The following is a 16,263-nucleotide window of genomic DNA, read 5'->3' on the forward strand; positions in this document are numbered from 1 at the left end:
CACCGGGCCAGGCGCGATGTCGGCGGGGCGGGTTACGGTGAGCGCCGTCCACTCCCCACTCCGTATCGGAGCAACGATGCCCCACCGCCCCGCCCGCGTCCGGGCCGCCGTCGCGCTGCTCGCGACCGCAGCGCTGACGACCACCATGATGGCGGCCTACGCCGCCCCGACGGCCGGTGCCGCCGGCGCCACCGGGGCCACCGTGGCCCGCGGCGACGCCTCCGGCGGCAAGGCCGCCGCCGCCTCGCGCGCCGAGAAGCGCGCGATGTCGGCCGTCACCACCGCCCGCGCGATCGCCGAGGGCCGCCAGAAGGGCGACCTGACGATGGCCCTGCGCGAGGTCGCCAACACCCGGACCTCGCTCACCGGCGCCGACCGGGCTGCGGCCGAGGCCATCCTCAAGCGGCCCACTGCGACCGGGGGTGACGGCACCCTCAGCTACACGGTCCCCGAGGCCACCCCCGTGTGCTCCGCTGACATCTGCGTCCACTACGTGTCCACCAGCGTCGACGCGGTCAACCCCGCCGACGCCAACTCCAGCGGCGTGCCCGACTACGTCGAGCTGACCCTGGCCGTCCTCACCGGTGTGCACAACGACTACATCGCCGCGGGCTACCGCGAGCCCAAGCCCGACGGCAACCTCGGCGGCGCGGGCGGCAAGATCGACGTCTACCTCGGCGAGCTCGGCCCCGACGGCCTCTACGGCTACTGCACCTCCGACCAGCCCGAGCCCGACCCGACGCCCAACAGCTATGACCGCTGGGCCTACTGCGCGCTCGACAACGACTACTCCTCCGACGAGTTCCCGACCAACACCCCGGTCGAGAACCTCCAGGTCACGGTCGCCCACGAGTACTTCCACGCCACGCAGTACGCCTACGACCGCTACGAGGACTCCTGGCTCCTCGAGGCCACCGCCGCGTGGGTCGAGGACGAGATGTTCGACGCGGTTGACGACAACCTCCAGTACCTCGCCAGCAGCCAGCTCCGCAGGCCCGACACCTCGCTCGACACCTTCGGCAACAACGGGTTCCACTACGGCACCTGGTCGTTCTTCCGGTTCCTCACCGAGAAGTACCGCACCAGGAAGGGCAAGCTCCCCCGCCTGGTGCTCGACATCTTCCTCAAGGCCGACGGCGCCAAGGGCAAGCCCGACCAGTACTCCTGGCAGGCGATCAACACCGTGCTGAAGAAGAAGCGCACCACCGGGGCCGCCATGCTCGGCGCCTACGCCGTGGCCAACCGTCGCCCGGCCCAGCGCTACAGCGAGGGCAAGGCCAACCACTACCCGGTCGCCCCTCTTGCGGGCAGCCTCAAGATCACGGCCCGCAAGGGCGCTCGGGCCAACATCAGGCTCAACCACCTCACGACCGCCACCGGTCGCCTGACGCCCAAGAGCCTCACGGCGGGCAACTGGAAGCTCAAGCTCACCTTCGACCTTGCCCCCAAGGTCCGCGGATCGTCGGTGCTCATCACCAGTGCCGCCAAGGCCGGCAAGGTCCGGACGAGCAAGGTCCGGCTCAACCGCCAGGGCGACGCCGTCAAGCGGATCCCGTTCAGCTCCAGCAAGATCGCGTGGGTCGAGGTCACCCTCGTCAACGGCAGCGGCCGGTTCAAGTGCTTCACCCAGGGTGCCTACTCGTGCCAGGGCAAGGCGCTGGACCAGAAGGTGCCGATGAAGTTCACCGCGTTCGCCGTGCGCTGACCCCTCGGTCGGCCCAGCTCGACCCAGCCCCACGTCGTACGCCCCGGTCGCTCCCGCGACCGGGGCGTACGTCCGCTGGCGGCGGGTGCCGGGTCCGCTCAGCCGACAGGGGTCGCGGTCGCCGCCAGCCGCGCCAGCGCCTTGCGCACGACCTGGGGGTCGGTGGTCGCCCACATCGGCGGCAGGCTCGCCTTGAGGAAGCTGCCGTAGCGGGCGGTCGCCAGCCGCGGGTCGAGGACGGCGACGACGCCGCGGTCGGAGGTGGTGCGGATGAGGCGACCCGCGCCCTGGGCGAGCAGGAGCGCGGCGTGGGTCGCGGCGACCTGCATGAAGCCGTTGCCGCCGGCCTGGTCGGCGGCCTTCTGGCGCGCGCTCATCAGCGGGTCGTCGGGCCGGGGGAACGGGATGCGGTCGATGAGGACGAGCTGGCAGGTGTCGCCAGGCACGTCGAGGCCCTGCCAGAGGCTGAGCGTGCCGAACAGGCAGGTGTGGGGGTCGCCGACGAACTGGGCAGCGAGCTCGGGGAGCTGGGCCTCGCCCTGGGCCAGGGTGGTCAGGTGGGGCAGCCGGGTGCGGACCTCCTCGGCGGCGGCCTCGGCGGCGCGCCGGCTCGAGAACAGCCCAAGGGTGCGGCCCTCTGCGGCGTCGACCAGCTCGACGATCTCGTCGAGCTGGGCCTTGACCAGCCCGTCGCGGCCCGGCGGCGGGAGGTGGCGGGCGATGTAGAGGATGGACTGCTTGCCGTAGTCGAACGGCGAGCCGACGTCGAGCCCGGTCCAGGGCAGGACGGTGTCGGTGCGCTCGGAGGCCGCGCCGCGGTCGCGCTCGGCGGGCTTGAGGCCCACGCTGGTGGCGACGGCGTCGAAGTCGCCCCCGAGCATCAGGGTCGCCGACGTCATCACGACGGTCTTGTCGGTGAGCAGCTTGTCGCGCATCGTGCCCCACACCTGCAGGGGCGCGACGTGGAGCCGAGGTGGGACGCGGTCACCGCCCTCGGAGAGCCAGAGGACGTCGGCGGTGGAGCCGGCGGCCATCCGGTCGGCGTTGACGAACACGTCCTGCACCGTGCCCTTGGCCTGCTGGAGACCGGGGTCGCCGTCCTGGGCCGACGGGTCGGGCTTGGGGTAGGCCGAGAGACAGGCGCGCGCGGCGTCGCGGACCAGGACCAGGGCGTCGGCGAGCTGCTGCGGCACCGTGTCGAAGCGGCCCGGGGACGACTCGGCCATGGCGTCGCGCAGCGCGTCGGCGGCGTCGGCGAGGTCGTCGGCCTCGGCGCCGTCGACGTGGCGCTGGGACCGGCGGGCCGCACGCTCGACGTCGGGGGGCGAGAGCTCGTCGGTCGCGGCCTGGGTCACGCGCGCCACGAGCTCGTGGCCCTCGTCGATGATCGCGACGTCGTAGTCGGGGATCATCGGGATGCCCTCGATCGCATCGATCGCGAGCAGCGAGTGGTTGGTCACGATCAGGTGGGAGCGCTGGGCCTTCTCGCGGGCGAGCTCGACGAAGCACTCCTGGCCGAACGGGCACTTCGAGGCGCCCAGGCAGTCGCGGTGGCCGACGCTGACCTGGCGCCACTCGCGGTCGGTGTGGCGCGGCGCGTTGTCCCGCTCGCCCGACCCCTTGCCCTCAGCCTCCTTCTCGGCCCACGAGCGCAGCTCGAGCACCTTACCCGCCATCGACCCCTGGGGCACGTCGACCAGGACGCCCTGGTCGTCGGGCACGCCCTCACGGATGCGGTGCAGGCAGGCGTAGTTGGAGCGGCCCTTGAGGACGGCGTAGGACGTGTCGAGGCCCTCGACGTCCTTGACGGCCTCGATCAGCCGCGGCAGGTCGCGCTCGACGAGCTGGTGCTGCAGCGCGAGCGTGGCGGTGGCGACCACGACCCGCTGGTCGTGGACGAGCGCTGGCACGAGGTAGGCCAGCGACTTGCCGGTGCCGGTGCCGGCCTGCACCAGGAGGTGCCGCTCGGACGACAGCGCCTCGGAGACGGCCTCGGCCATCGCGACCTGGCCCTCGCGCTCGCTGCCGCCCAGCGCCGTCACGGCACGCGTCAGCACCTCCCGGACGGCAGGGTCGACAGCAGGGTCGACGGCTGGGGTCTCGGGCACCAGAGCACCCTAACGACGACCACCGACAACGCGTGGGACGCCCGGCGGAGCCTGTGGAAAGTGCTACAGCAACCGCGCGACCTCGGCCGCCACCAGCCTGCCGAGCTTGCGCTGCCCGCGCACGGTCGGGTGCAGGTCGTCGTCGAGGTAGTCGAGGTCGACCTGCGCCAGGGAGAGGTACGACGCCCCGAACCCGGTCGCCATCCGTGCGAGCGCCGCGTCGACGCGGGGCACCTCGGCCGCGCGGGAGGGCGCCGGCGGCGGACCGACGACCAGGACCGGGTGCCCGGCGAGCACCTGCATCAGCCGGACGAACCCACGCTGGATGTCGTAGTCGTTCTGGGCATGGTCGTTGAGGCCGCCCTCGACCACGACGAGCGCCCCGGGACGGCCGGCGACCGCCCGGGCCGCGCGGTCGGCGTACGAGACGGCGCCGCAGGGGCTCGCGGTGGCGCTGAACCCGGAGCCCGAGAAGCCGTCGACATGCACCCGGCCCGGGAGCCGGGTGGGCCACGACTGCAGCAGGTCGACTCCCGCGCCGACGGAGTAGGAGTCGCCGATCACGACGACCGCTGGGCCGGTGCCGGTGTCGAGGCTGCGGCGCTCCTCAGCCCGCTCAGCGGCCCGTTGGCACCGGGCGGATACCTCGTCGACCGGCGCGCCGCCGGTCGCCCGCGCGACGGCGAAGACGGTCAGACCGAGCGCGATCGCCAGGACGACGAGCGACGCCACGAGCCTGCGGCGGGTGAGCGCGGTGCCGAGTTCCACCCGAGGAGTGTGGTGCGGCGCGGCCGATCGCGCAGGAGAACCGGTCAGACGGCGTACTGCTCGAGCTCGCCGGCCAGGTCGGCGTTGGCCCGGCCGCGGACGACGGTGCCGTCGCCGGTGTGCTCGAGGGAGTCGATCTCGCCGTGCTGGTGGAGCTGGTTGATGAGGTCGCCGCGCTCGTAGGGCAGCAGCGCGTGGAACTCGACCCCCGGCCGCGGCAGCTCGCTCTCGACCAGCCGCAGCGCCTCGGCGATGCCGGCACCGGTCTTGGCGGACACGACGACCGAGTGGGTCTCGTGCTGGCGCAGCCGCGCGAGCACGAGCGGGTCGGCGGCATCGGCCTTGTTGATGACGATCAGCTCGGGCACGTCGGCGGCGTCGACGTCGGCCAGGACGGCACGCACCGCGGAGATCTGGCCCTCGGGGTCGGGGTGGGAGCCGTCGACGACGTGGAGGATGAGGTCGGCGTCCGCGACCTCCTCGAGCGTCGAGCGGAACGCCTCGATCAGCTGGTGCGGCAGGTGGCGCACGAACCCGACGGTGTCGGACATCGTGTAGACGCGGCCGTCGGCGGTCGTCGTACGACGGGTGGTCGGGTCGAGCGTCGCGAAGAGCGAGTCCTCGACGAGCACCCCGGCGTCGGTGAGCCGGTTGAGCAGCGAGGACTTGCCGGCGTTGGTGTAGCCGGCGATCGCGACGCTCGGGATGTGGTGGCGCTTGCGGTCGGCCCGCTTGGTGTCGCGGGTGCCCTTCATGTGCTTGAGCTCGCGGCGCAGCTTGGCGATCTTGTCGTTGATGCGACGCCGGTCGGTCTCGATCTTGGTCTCACCGGGGCCACGGCCGCCGATGCCGCCGCCGTCGGCGCCGACCCGGCCACCGGCCTGGCGGGACAGCTGGCCGCCCCAGCCGCGGAGCCGCTGCTTCATGTACTGCAGCTGGGCGAGCTCGACCTGGGCCTGGCCCTCACGCGACTTGGCGTGCTGGGCGAAGATGTCGAGGATCAGGGCCGTACGGTCGACGACCTTGACCTTGGTGCGGTCCTCGAGGTTGCGGAGCTGGCTGGGCGCGAGGTCGCCGTCGCAGATGACGGTGTCGGCGCCGGTGGCGGCGACGATCTCGGCGAGTCCCTCGACCTTGCCGCGGCCGATGTAGGTCGCCGGGTCGGGCGTCTGCCGGCGCTGGTAGATCGCCTCGAGCACCTCGGAGCCGGCGGTCTCGGCGAGCAGGGCGAGCTCGGCCATGGAGTTCTCGGCGTCCTGGACGCTGCCCTCGGTCCACACGCCAACGAGGACGACGCGCTCGAGCCGCAGCTGGCGGTACTCGACCTCGGTGATGTCCTCGAGCTCGGTGCGCAGCCCGGCGACCCGGCGCAGCTGGTGGCGCTCGGCGAGCTCCATGGCGCCCGTCGTCGGGTCGGCCTCGGGGTCGGGCTCGTCGGCGTAGCCGGAGACGAAGTCGTCAGCCTGGTTTTCGGTGTCGTCCCACTCGGCGGTCTCGTCGAGCTCGGCGGTGAGGGAGAAGTCGCGTGCGTTCGTCATATGCCCCCAGCCTAGGTCGGGTTCCCCGGCCTGACGAACGGCTTTCGTGTAGCGCATCCGTGCGCGGCTGGTCGAGCTCATGCACCCTTCTACTCCATGCAGGCAATTCCGACCCCGCCGGACGTCCGGCTGCTCGGCATCACGGGCGCGCCCGGGGTCGGCAAGACTACCCTCGCGGCGGCGCTCGGCCGGCCGGTCGTGCCCATGGACGGCTTCCACTACGCCGACGTCGAGCTCGTCCGCCGCGGGCTGCTGGCGCTGAAGGGCGCGCCCGACACCTTCGACGCCGAGGGCTACGCCGCGCTGCTGCGCCGGGTCGCCACGGGCGAGCCCGAGGTGGTCGCGCCGTCGTTCGACCGCGACCTCGAGCAGCCGCTGGCCGGGGCGATCCGGGTGCCGGCGGTCGGCCCGGTGGTGACCGAGGGCAACTACCTGCTCCTCGACGAGCCGCGCTGGCGGGGCGTGCGAGCCGAGATCGAGGTGGTCTGGCACCTGCACCTCGACGACGCCGTACGCCGGGAGCGGCTGGTCGCGCGGCACGTCGCCTTCGGCAAGACCCCCGACGAGGCCCTGGCCTGGGTCGCCCGCGTCGACGACCCCAACGCCCGCCTCGTCGAGGCCGCCGCCGACCGGGCCGACCTGGTTGTCGAGCTCGGGCCCGGCTAGGCGGACGGTCCGCACCAACAGCGGAGCCGCACCAACGTCGTCACCGCACAACTTGCGTATTCGCAGTTTGTGCGGGTACGGTTGCGTCATGTCCATCGACCCCGCCCTCCTCCAGGCCCTCCGTGACGCCCTGGCTGCCGCCGAGCAGCACGAGGCCGACGAGGCGCTCCCCCACCTGCGGGAGGCGGCCGACCGGCTGGCCGAGCTGATCGACGGTCAGCTGGCCGAGGCGGTCGTGCACCAGCGCGCGTCGCTGCGGTCGGCCGGGCAGAAGGCCGGGCTGTCGGAGAACGCCGTGGGCCCGCGGCTGGCGCGCACGCCCGCCCTGGCGCCCTACGCCAACGACGACGGCCGGGTCACCGCCGCCGCGGTCGAACGCGCCCGTTACGACGCCGAGACCGGCGCCCCTCCCCCGGCGGGCAAGCCCGCCGCCGCCCCGATGCGCTTCAAGCCGCGTCGACCCACGAAGGGATCCTGACCATGACCGACCAGACGCTCACCCACCTCTACTTCCTCCTCGACCGGAGCGGGTCCATGCAGTCGATCAAGTCCGACATCGAGGGCGGCTTCGCGGCGTTCGTCGACGAGCAGCGCGGCACTCCGGGCGGGTGCCGGGTCACGCTGGCGCAGTTCGACGACCACTACGACGTCGTCTACGCCGACCGTGACGTCGCCGACGTCCCGGCCCTCGACCTGCAGCCGCGCGGCATGACCGCGCTCCACGACGCGATCGGCCGGACCGTCACCGAGGCCGGCGCCGAGCTGGCCCGGCTCCCCGAGGACCGGCGCCCGGGCACGGTCATCGTCGCGATCATGACCGACGGGCTGGAGAACGCGAGCAAGGAGTGGACCGGCCCCGCCGTCAAGGCCCTCGTCGAGCAGCAGACCCGCGAGTGGGGCTGGCAGTTCATGTACATGGGCGCCGACCAGGACGCCGTCGAGGTCGGCACCTCCCTCGGCGTCCCGGCCGGTCAGTCGATGACCTACGCCCGCGGCAAGGGTCGCGAGGCGATGGGCAAGAAGAGCGAGAAGATCCGCCAGATGCGCGCCGCCCGGATGACCGACGCCGCCGCCCCGATGCCGGCCTACACCGCCCAGGAGCGCTCCGACCTCGCCGACTGACGTCCTGCAGCTCGGGGCCGCGCAGCCCCGATCATGTCGCTGACCCGTCGCGGTGGTGCACCCGGATGCCCGGCTGCGGTGGTCTCGACGCGAGCCGCTCCTTCGTCGCGGCTCGCTGCTCGCTCACTTGGGGGGCATGCGGATGCCGCCGTCGAGGCGGACGGTCTCGCCGTTCATGTAGGAGTTGGTCAGGCACTCGATGACCATCGAGGCGAGCTCGGCGCCGGAGCCGAGGCGCTTGGGGAAGAGCACGTTGGCGCCGAGGTTGGCCTTGAACGCGTCGGCGTCGGGGCCCTCGCCGTAGATCGGGGTGTCGATGAGGCCGGGGGCGACGGTGTTGAGGCGGATGCCGGAGGCCGAGAGGTCGCGGGCGACGGGGAGGGTCATGCCGACGACGCCGCCCTTGGAGGCCGAGTAGGACGCCTGGCCGATCTGGCCGTCGAACGCGGCGACGCTGGCGAGGTTGACGATCGCGCCGCGACAGCCGTCGGCGTCGGGCTCGTTCTGGCTCATCGCGGTCGCGGCCTGGCGGACCACGTCGAAGGTGCCGATGAGGTTGATCTGGATGACCTTGGTGAAGGCCTCGAGGGAGTGGGCCGACTCGAGCAGGCCGTCGCGACCGATCGTGCGCTGGGCCCAGCCGATGCCGGCCGAGTTGACCACCGCGCGCAGCGGGGCGATCTCGGCGGCGGCCTTGACGGCGCCCGCGATCTGCTCGGTGTTGGTGACGTCGACCTGGGCGAAGACGCCCTTGATCTCCTCGGCCAGGGCCTCGCCCTTGTCGGCCTGGAGGTCGGCGACGACGACGGTCACACCGAGGGCGGCGAGCTGGCGGGCGGCCGCGGCGCCGATGCCGGAGGCACCGCCGGTGACGATGGCAGAAGATCCACTGAGGTCCATGGCGGGGAGCATAGCAACCGTGACACCGATGGTGTCACGGTCCAGCGCTGCCCTCTAGAGGTCGGTCGTCCCGCGCGCCACGACGACGGCCGGCCCGGTCATCAGGACCCTGCCCTCCGGCGTACGACTGATCGTGACCGTGCCGCCGGGCTGGTCGACGCGGCAGGTCATCGCGCCGTCGCCGGGCATCGCGGCGACCGCGACCGCGCAGGCGCCGGTGCCGCAGGCCTGGGTCTCGCCCGAGCCGCGCTCGTGGACACGCATCGCGACGTGGGCGTCGCCGCGGCGTACGACGAACTCGACGTTGACCCCGGACGGGTAGACCGAGGTGTCGTGGGTCGGCGCGACGAGGAGCGGGCCGGCGTCGTCGAGCTCGTCGACGAACGCGACCGCGTGGGGGTTGCCGACGTCGACGTGGGTCGCGGCCCAGGTGCGGTCGCCGACGGACACCTGGGTCTCGCCCAGGACCTGGGGCACGCCCATGTCGACGGTGACCTCGTCGCCGGTGACGGTGACGGTCTTGACCCCGTCGCGGGTGTCGACCTCGAACGGCAGGCCCGCCTCGGCGAGACCCTCCTGGACGAGGTGGAGCGCGAAGACCCGGATGCCGTTGCCGCACATCTCGGCGACCGACCCGTCGGCGTTGCGGTAGTCCATGAACCACCGGCCCGCCGAGTCGGGCGAGTCACCCGGGACGCAGAGCACCCGGAGGACGCCGTCGCCGCCGATGCCGCCGCGCCGGTCGCAGAGCGCCCGGACCCGGTCGACGTCGAGGTCGCCGTGGACGGAGCCGTCGAGGTCGGGCAGCAGGACGAAGTCGTTGTGGGTGCCGTGGCCCTTGAGGAACGGGTAGCTCATCCGTAGAGACCGCGCGCGTAGTTCTCGGGCTTGTAGTACTCCTCGAGCTCCTCCACCGTCTGCCCGCTGGGCTCGACGGTCGCGGCGATGACGGCGCGTCGCGGGACGACGCCGTCGGGGTCCCAGGTCTCGGGCTTCCACAGCCCCGAGCGCAGGAACGCCTTGGCGCAGTGGAAGAAGATCTCCTCGATCTCGACGACCACGGCGAGGAGCGGCCGGTGACCCTTGACGATCATCTCGTCGAAGAACGGCGCGTCGGACACCAGCCGGGCGCGGCCGTTGACGCGCAGGGTGTCGCCGCGTCCGGGGATGAGGAAGTGCAGCCCGACGTGGGGGTTGACCAGGATGTTCTTGTAGCCGTCGGCGCGCTTGTTGCCCGGGCGCTCGGCGATCGCGAGGGTTGTGTCGTCGACGACGTGGACGAGCTGGCCGGCCGGGTCGCCCTTGGGCGAGGCGTCGCAGCGCCCGTCGGCGTCGGCGGTCGCCATCACGCAGAACGGCGAGGCGGCGAGCCACTGCCGGTCGACATCGAGCAGCGCCGCTCGACCCTTGTCGCGGGCCCGCTGGTTGGGCTCACCGAGCAGCGCGACCAGCGCGTCGAGGTCGCCGATCTCGGTCCAGCCGGTCTGGGTGCTCGTCACCCGCCCACGGTACGACGTCGGCGCGCGAGCCGCGACACGACGAGGGTCACGGGTCGCGGTGGGCCGGGCGCAGCACCCGTGCGGCGCCGCCACCGCGGCGGGTCGGCTCGGCGACGACCGTCATGCGCCCGCCCGGCGAGATCTCGATCCCGGTGAAGGCACCGATCTCGGCCGCGCTGGTGAACGCGTCGCCCGAGGGGACGAGGTCGTGGCCGTAGGCCTCCAGCAGCGCCTCGTAGCGGTCGAGGAACGCCGGCTCGGAGCTCACCGTCGCGGTGTTGCGCTGCGATGCGCGCGGGGCGGCCACCGCCTCGGGCAGCGTCAGGCCCCGGTCGAGCCGGTTGAGCAGCACCTGCAGGACGGTGGTGATGATCGTGGACCCGCCCGGCGACCCGACGGCCAGGAACGGCTTGCCGCCGCGGAGCACGATCGTCGGCGACATCGAGCTGCGCGGACGCTTGCCGGGCTGGAGCCGGTTGGGGTCGGCGGCGTCGAACTCGAGGCTGAAGTCGGTGAGCTCGTTGTTGAGCAGGAACCCGCGGCCCGGCACCACGATGCCGGAGCCCCCGGTCTGCTCGATCGTCAGCGTGTAGGAGACGACGTTGCCCCAGCGGTCGGCGACCGTGAGGTGGGTGGTCGAGACGTTCTCGTGGTCCTCGGGCGAGGTGGAGCGGGTGCCACCGCCTGCGCAGGCGCCGTCGTAGTCGGTGACGTCGCCCGCCGGGACCGGCTTGGTGGCCGCGGTGTCGGGGTCGAGGGAGCAGGCCCGCTCGTCGGCGAACTTCTGCGAGAGCAGGTCGCGCACCGGCACGTCGGTGTAGCGGGCGTCGCCGAGGTAGGCGCCGCGGTCGGCGAAGGCCAGGGCGCTGGCCTCGAGGTAGTGGTGGAGGAAGTCGGTGTCGGACATGGAGCGAAGGTCGTCACGCTCGAGGATGTTGAGCGCCTCGCCGACGGTGGTGCCGCCGCTGGACGAGGGCCGCATGCCGACGATCTCGAGCCCCTCGTAGCGGGTGCGCGTCGGGGCCTGGACCGACGCCCGGTAGCGGCGGAAGTCAGCCGGCCGCAGGTAGCCCCTGGGCACCGGGAGCGTGGTGCCCCGGACGGTGGGTGGGCGGCGCACGGTTTGCGAGATCTCGCGCGGGATGGCGCCGTCGTAGAACATCCCCGGGTTGCGGCCGAGCTGGCGGTAGGTGCGGGCGAGGTCGGGGTTGCGGAAGCGGGTGCCGACGCGTGGCAGCTTGCCCTTCTTGAGGAAGAGCCGCTTGGTGCTGGTGAAGGCCCGGAAGCGCTCCTGGTTGTCCTTGGTCTGGGAGCGGAACGTCTGGTCGACGACGAAGCCCCGCTGGGCCAGCCGGGCGCTGGGCGCGAGCACCCGGGCCAGGGAGAGGGTGCCCCACCGGCGCAGGGCGGTGGTCCAGGTGGCGGGGGTGCCGGGCGTGCCGACCGACACGCCGCTGGTCACCAGGTCGGGGGTGAACGTGTAGGGCTCGCCGGTCGCCGGGTCGAGGAACGCGTCGCGCGGGATGGCCCGGGGAGCGGTCTCGCGGCCGTCGATGGTCTGGACGCGACCGCTCCTCGCGTCGTAGTAGACGAAGTAGCCGCCACCCCCGACGCCGGCGCTGTAGGGCTCGGTGACACCCAGGGCCGCGGCCGTCGCGACCGCCGCGTCGACGGCGTTGCCGCCGCGGCGCAGGACCCCCAGGCCGATGCGGGTCGCGTCGGCGTCGACCGAGGTCACGCCTCCGCCGCGGCCGACGGCAGTCGCCTCCTTGGGCGGCACCGGCGCCCGCTCGGTCACCGGCGGCCCGGCCGCACGCGGTGACCCGGGCGCAGCCCCCACGGCGGACGTGCCGGTGGTGCTGAGCCCGACCACCGGGGCCAGGACGAGGACGGACAGGACGGTGAGACGACGGTGCATGGACCCTCCCGAGATCAGGACGCTCCCCGCACCATGCCAGAGATCACCGACAGTCTGCAGGGGTCACTCCCGGAGCCCGGGATGGCTCCGGGTCAGCAACGGCAGCAGCAGCGACCGCGGCGTGACCTGCGAGAGGGCCGCGGCGACCCGGTTGACGGTGCCGGGGATGACGACCAGGCGGCCCCGGTCGAGGCCCTCGACGCCGACCCGGGCGACCTCGGCGGCGGACACCCACATCACCTCCGGGAGCGCGGCCTTGGCCTCCTCGTCACTGAAGCCGGCGCGCGCCCCGAACCCGGTCTCGACCGGACCCGGGCACAGGGTCGTCGCGGTCACGCCCGTGCCCTTGAGCTCGCCGGCCAGGCTCTGCGTGTAGGAGAGCACGAAGACCTTGCCGGCGCCGTACGCCGCCTGGCCCGGCAGGGGCTGGAAGGCGGCGGTCGACGCGACGTTGAGCACGCCGCCCCGACCACGGGCGACCATGCCGGGCAGGAACCGGGAGCACAGGTCGACGACGGCCACCACGTCGAGCTCGACCATCGCCATCTCCTCGTCGGGGTCGGACCGGGCGACCGCGCCAAGGGTGGAGAGACCCGCGTTGTTGACCAGGATCTCGGCGGTGAGCCCGCGCGCCTCGACCGCACCCAGCAGCCCGGCCCGCGCGGAGCGGTCGGTGAGGTCGGCCGCGACCACCTCGGCCCGCACGCCCTCACCGCGCAGCTCGTCGGCGAGGAGCTCGAGCTTGCCCACCGAGCGGGCGACGAGCGTGACCCCGTGGCCGCGCCGGGCCAGGTGGCGGGCGATCTCGGAGCCGATGCCGGAGGACGCCCCGGTGACGACGGCGGTGCGGTCGGGCGCGGGTGCGGGCAGCGTCATGCGGCCGAGCGTAGGGCGCCTGGCCGCCGCTGACGACGGACCCGACGGCTCAGTGCACGGCGGGTGCCGCCGCGCCCTCCTGGGCGGACACGCGCCCCGGCATCATCAGCGCCAGCACGAGGACGGCGACGCCCAGGACCGCCCCGACCCCGAAGCCCCACCGCATCCCGCTGACGAGGGCGTGCAGGCCGTCGGCGCCGGCCTCGGCCTGGGAGGTCGAGCGGGCGGTGAGGACCGCGATGACGATCGCCGTACCGGCAGCCGCGGCGACCTGCTGCAGCGCGCCGAGGGTGGAGCTGCCGTGGGAGTAGAGATGGGGCGGCAGCGATCCGAGGCTGAGGGTGAAGACCGGCGTGAAGACCGCGGCCAGCGAGACCATCAGCAGGACGTGGACCGGCAGCACCAGCCACACCGACTGCTCGACGGTGACCTGGGTGAACAGCGTCAGCGCGACGAGGATGCCGACCGAGCCGGGGATGAGCAGCGGCCGGCCGCCGACCCGGTCGTAGATCTTGCCGACCTGCGGCCCGAGCAGGCCCATCGCGAGACCACCCGGCATCACCATCAGGCCCGACTGGAGCTCGTCGAGGCCGTGCACGTCCTGCAGGTAGAAGGGCAGCAGGATCATCGAGCCGAGCATCGCCATGAAGGCGACCGCCATCAGGAGCAGGCCGATGGTGAAGGTGCGGTGCTGCAGGGTGCGCAGGTCGAGCAGCGGGGTGCCGGTGCGCTGCAGCGAGAGCTGGCGGAACACGAAGGCCGCGATCGCGGCGACCCCGATCGCCAGGGCCAGCCAGGCCTTCCAGGTCGCGCCGTCGGCGCCGCCCAGCTCGGAGAGGCCGTAGACGAGTGGGCCGAAGCCGAGGGCGGAGAGCACCACGCTGGCCCAGTCGACGTCGCCGGGGCGGGTCTCGCCGACGTCGGTGAGCTTGCGCAGGCCGACCAGGGCGATGGCGATCGAGATGGGCAGCACGGCGAAGAACATCCAGCGCCAGCTGGCGACGTCGAGGATCACCCCGGAGACCGTCGGGCCGAGCGCGGGAGCCACCGACATCGCGAGGGTCACGTTGCCCATGACCCGGCCGCGGTCCTGCTCGGCGACGATCGTCATCAGCGTGGTCATCAGCAGCGGCATCATGATCGCGGTGCCCGAGGCCTGGATGATCCGACCGGCCAGCAGCACCTCGAACGTCGGCGCCAGGCCGCAGAGCAGGGTTCCGGTGGCGAAGACCGCCATCGCCGAGCCGAAGGCCTGGCGGGTGGTGACGCGTTGCAGGAACCAGCCGGTGATGGGGATGACGACGGCCATCGTGAGCATGAACGCGCTGGTCAGCCACTGCGCGGTCGACTTGGTGACGTCGAGCTCGGCGGTCAGGCGCGGGATGGCGTTGATCATGATCGTCTCGTTGAGGATCACGATGAACGTGGCTGCGACCAGCCAGCGCAGGACGCCGTAGTCGGCAGCCAGGTCGCCGCTCTTGGTCGCGGTGGAGGTCTCGGGCGTCGTCGTCATGGTGGGGTCGACCCTTTCAGAGGTCAGAAGTCATCGGCACACGATTAACGGGATCGAGCGCCCGCCAGCGGGTCATGCCTGGTCCCGCCGTCGCAGCCACGTGATCGGGTCGCCGTCGTCGACTGTGCGCCCGCGCGCCCGCAGCATCAGCCGGACGAGCTGGCGGCGGGCGGCCGCGAAGGTCAGCACGTGCGCGAGCACGCTGCTGAGCACGAAGCTCTCCGGCGGGTCGCACAGGGCGTCGACGAGCACGTCGTCCCACGCGCCGCGGCGGTCGACGTCGCGCCACACCGCCTGCCAGCGGGGCGCCACGTCGTCGAGCCGGGCGACCAGCGCCGCCACGTCGTCGCCACCGCGCGAGGGCACGTCGGAGCCCTCGATCGCGGCCAGCCAGACCTCGCGGGTCCAGACCAGGTGCTCGAGGACGGCGGCCACCGAGCTCTCGTCGCCGTCCCAGGCCGTGATCGTGGCGCCGGGCAGGTGCTCGCGCCGGTAGTCGTCGTCGGCGAGGCCCTTGGCCTCGTCGAGGAGCGAGCGGGTGTCGTCGAGGTCGTGGCCGACCATCAGCTCGGTGACCGGGTTCATGGGCTGCTCCGTCGAGTGGACCCACAGCGAGGTGGGCGGGTGGAAGTGGATGCCGTTGGGTGCGGGCAGCCGGTGGTCCTGCGTGGGGGTGGTGCCGGGTGTCGCGCTGGGTGGGTGGCCGTAGGCCCGGGCGTAGGCACGGGCGAACCCCTCCACCGACTCGTAGCCCGCCGCGAACGCCGCGTCGGTGACGCTGCTCCCCCGCCGCAGCTGCCACGACGCGCGCTCGAGCATGACCCGCCGACGCATCGCGACCGGCGGCTCGCCCGCGCCGCGGCGGAGCTGCCGGCTGAAGTGGAACGGCGAGGAGTACGCGCCGAGCGCCATCGCGTCGAGGGTCGTGTTGCCCTCGTCGAGCACCGCGTCGAGCAGCTCGCGCAGGCGGTCGCGTCCGGTCTCCATGGGCCCAGTCTGGGCGCAGTCGTACGCCGGCCGCCCGACCGATCTTGCTCCGGCGACTCCCGCCGCGCAGGCGGCGTACCGTGCTCCGGTGCCGACGCCGACGACCACCCACCCGCCGTTCCAGCGGCTGATGCTCTACGGCGTCACCGGCTCCGGCAAGACCACCGCCGCGGCCCGGATCTCGGCGGCCACGGGGATCCCCTGGACGTCGGTCGACGACTTGACCTGGAAGCCCGGCTGGGTCGCCGTGCCCGACGACGAGCAGCGCCGGATCTTCACCGCGATCTGCGCGGGCGAGCGGTGGGTGCTCGACACGGCCTACGGCTCGTGGCGCGACGTCCCGCTCGCGCGCGCCGACCTCGTGGTCGGCCTCGACTACCCGCGGTGGCGCTCACTGAGCCAGCTGCTGCGCCGGACCCTGCGACGCGCGGCCACCGGCGAGCTCGCCTGCAACGGCAACCGCGAGACGTGGCGGCAGCTGGTGTCGCGCGACTCGATCCTGGTCTGGCACTTCAAGTCGTTCCGGCGCAAGCGCGCGCGGCTGCGTGCTGCAGCGGCCGCGCCGACCGGACCACCCGTCGTCCTGGTGCGGAGCCGGCGCGAGCTCGACGCGTGGATCGACGGGCTCACCAGGTCGTCAACTCCTTCTTGACGGCACCCTAA

At 72.9% G+C, this 16,263-nt stretch carries 15 protein-coding genes; 5 read left to right on the plus strand and 10 right to left on the minus strand.

The genetic code is table 11. From position 1 onward, the window contains the following. Positions 1-76: 76 nt before the first annotated feature. Positions 77-1,705, plus strand: a complete 1,629-nt coding sequence (locus Q7T52_RS14320) for an MXAN_6640 family putative metalloprotease (RefSeq protein WP_304803611.1) — start codon at positions 77-79, stop codon at positions 1,703-1,705. A 98-nt stretch (positions 1,706-1,803) separates the two neighbouring features. On the opposite strand, the gene Q7T52_RS14325 is transcribed toward Q7T52_RS14320, so the two are convergent. The 3 genes from Q7T52_RS14325 to hflX all read right to left on the minus strand — a co-directional run bounded on the left by Q7T52_RS14325 (position 1,804) and on the right by hflX (position 6,119). Further along, complete coding sequence (locus tag Q7T52_RS14325) at positions 1,804-3,813, minus strand: ATP-dependent DNA helicase (protein WP_304803613.1); 2,010 nt, start codon at positions 3,811-3,813, stop codon at positions 1,804-1,806. 63 nt (positions 3,814-3,876) lie between these two features. Beyond that, positions 3,877-4,581, minus strand: a complete 705-nt coding sequence (locus Q7T52_RS14330; protein ID WP_304803615.1) for an SGNH/GDSL hydrolase family protein — start codon at positions 4,579-4,581, stop codon at positions 3,877-3,879. A 44-nt stretch (positions 4,582-4,625) separates the two neighbouring features. Then, entirely contained in the window at positions 4,626-6,119 is a 1,494-nt protein-coding gene (gene hflX, locus Q7T52_RS14335) for a GTPase HflX (protein WP_304803618.1), read from the minus strand. Between the two features lie 96 nt (positions 6,120-6,215). Between hflX and Q7T52_RS14340 the strand changes: the two genes are divergently transcribed. The 3 genes from Q7T52_RS14340 to Q7T52_RS14350 all read left to right on the plus strand — a co-directional run bounded on the left by Q7T52_RS14340 (position 6,216) and on the right by Q7T52_RS14350 (position 7,907). Continuing rightward, positions 6,216-6,785 carry a nucleoside/nucleotide kinase family protein gene (locus tag Q7T52_RS14340; RefSeq protein WP_304803621.1) on the plus strand — a complete coding sequence of 190 codons (570 nt, stop codon included), beginning with the start codon at positions 6,216-6,218 and terminating at the stop codon, positions 6,783-6,785. 88 nt (positions 6,786-6,873) lie between these two features. Continuing rightward, entirely contained in the window at positions 6,874-7,263 is a 390-nt protein-coding gene (locus Q7T52_RS14345) for a hypothetical protein (protein ID WP_304803624.1), read from the plus strand. Between the two features lie 2 nt (positions 7,264-7,265). Next, entirely contained in the window at positions 7,266-7,907 is a 642-nt protein-coding gene (locus Q7T52_RS14350) for a vWA domain-containing protein (RefSeq protein ID WP_304803625.1), read from the plus strand. Positions 7,908-8,030: 123 nt separating this feature from the next. Here Q7T52_RS14350 and Q7T52_RS14355 read toward each other — a convergent pair whose 3' ends face one another. From Q7T52_RS14355 to Q7T52_RS14385, 7 genes are all read right to left on the minus strand, one after another. Next, positions 8,031-8,807 (minus strand): SDR family NAD(P)-dependent oxidoreductase, encoded by a 777-nt coding sequence (locus Q7T52_RS14355; RefSeq protein ID WP_304803627.1) that lies wholly within the window; start codon positions 8,805-8,807, stop codon positions 8,031-8,033. Between the two features lie 54 nt (positions 8,808-8,861). Next, positions 8,862-9,665, minus strand: coding sequence for a diaminopimelate epimerase (dapF, locus tag Q7T52_RS14360; protein WP_304803629.1), 804 nt, complete (start codon positions 9,663-9,665; stop codon positions 8,862-8,864). After that, on the minus strand, positions 9,662-10,306 hold the full coding sequence (locus Q7T52_RS14365) for a pyridoxamine 5'-phosphate oxidase family protein (protein WP_304803632.1): 645 nt from the start codon (positions 10,304-10,306) through the stop codon (positions 9,662-9,664). The genes dapF and Q7T52_RS14365 overlap by 4 nt, the downstream gene beginning before the upstream one ends. Positions 10,307-10,352: 46 nt before the next feature. Continuing rightward, a complete protein-coding gene (gene ggt / locus Q7T52_RS14370; RefSeq protein WP_304803633.1) occupies positions 10,353-12,224 on the minus strand; it encodes a gamma-glutamyltransferase in 1,872 nt (623 codons plus the stop codon). A 63-nt stretch (positions 12,225-12,287) separates the two neighbouring features. After that, a complete protein-coding gene (locus tag Q7T52_RS14375; protein WP_304803635.1) occupies positions 12,288-13,100 on the minus strand; it encodes an SDR family oxidoreductase in 813 nt (270 codons plus the stop codon). Positions 13,101-13,149: 49 nt separating this feature from the next. Next, on the minus strand, positions 13,150-14,613 hold the full coding sequence (locus Q7T52_RS14380; RefSeq protein WP_304803637.1) for an MDR family MFS transporter: 1,464 nt from the start codon (positions 14,611-14,613) through the stop codon (positions 13,150-13,152). 72 nt (positions 14,614-14,685) lie between these two features. Beyond that, positions 14,686-15,600: a helix-turn-helix domain-containing protein gene (locus Q7T52_RS14385; protein WP_304803639.1), complete on the minus strand. Its 915-nt coding sequence runs from the start codon at positions 15,598-15,600 to the stop codon at positions 14,686-14,688. Positions 15,601-15,688: 88 nt separating this feature from the next. On the opposite strand from Q7T52_RS14385, the gene Q7T52_RS14390 reads away from it, so the two are divergent. Continuing rightward, entirely contained in the window at positions 15,689-16,252 is a 564-nt protein-coding gene (locus tag Q7T52_RS14390) for an adenylate kinase (protein WP_304803641.1), read from the plus strand. The last annotated feature ends 11 nt before the right edge of the window (positions 16,253-16,263 follow it).

Source organism: Nocardioides sp. (assembly GCF_030655615.1).
Classification (GTDB): Bacteria; Actinomycetota; Actinomycetes; order Propionibacteriales; family Nocardioidaceae; genus Nocardioides.

What these genes read in the sequence shown, in the direction of transcription:
- Q7T52_RS14375 (WP_304803635.1), bottom strand. Translation starts at nt 13,100, where the DNA reads ATGACGCTGCCCGCACCCGCGCCCGACCGCACCGCCGTCGTCACCGGG.
- Q7T52_RS14340 (WP_304803621.1), top strand. Translation starts at nt 6,216, where the DNA reads ATGCAGGCAATTCCGACCCCGCCGGACGTCCGGCTGCTCGGCATCACG.
- dapF (WP_304803629.1), bottom strand. Translation starts at nt 9,665, where the DNA reads ATGAGCTACCCGTTCCTCAAGGGCCACGGCACCCACAACGACTTCGTC.
- hflX (WP_304803618.1), bottom strand. Translation starts at nt 6,119, where the DNA reads ATGACGAACGCACGCGACTTCTCCCTCACCGCCGAGCTCGACGAGACC.
- ggt (WP_304803633.1), bottom strand. Translation starts at nt 12,224, where the DNA reads ATGCACCGTCGTCTCACCGTCCTGTCCGTCCTCGTCCTGGCCCCGGTG.
- Q7T52_RS14385 (WP_304803639.1), bottom strand. Translation starts at nt 15,600, where the DNA reads ATGGAGACCGGACGCGACCGCCTGCGCGAGCTGCTCGACGCGGTGCTC.
- Q7T52_RS14380 (WP_304803637.1), bottom strand. Translation starts at nt 14,613, where the DNA reads ATGACGACGACGCCCGAGACCTCCACCGCGACCAAGAGCGGCGACCTG.
- Q7T52_RS14355 (WP_304803627.1), bottom strand. Translation starts at nt 8,807, where the DNA reads ATGGACCTCAGTGGATCTTCTGCCATCGTCACCGGCGGTGCCTCCGGC.
- Q7T52_RS14320 (WP_304803611.1), top strand. Translation starts at nt 77, where the DNA reads ATGCCCCACCGCCCCGCCCGCGTCCGGGCCGCCGTCGCGCTGCTCGCG.
- Q7T52_RS14345 (WP_304803624.1), top strand. Translation starts at nt 6,874, where the DNA reads ATGTCCATCGACCCCGCCCTCCTCCAGGCCCTCCGTGACGCCCTGGCT.
- Q7T52_RS14350 (WP_304803625.1), top strand. Translation starts at nt 7,266, where the DNA reads ATGACCGACCAGACGCTCACCCACCTCTACTTCCTCCTCGACCGGAGC.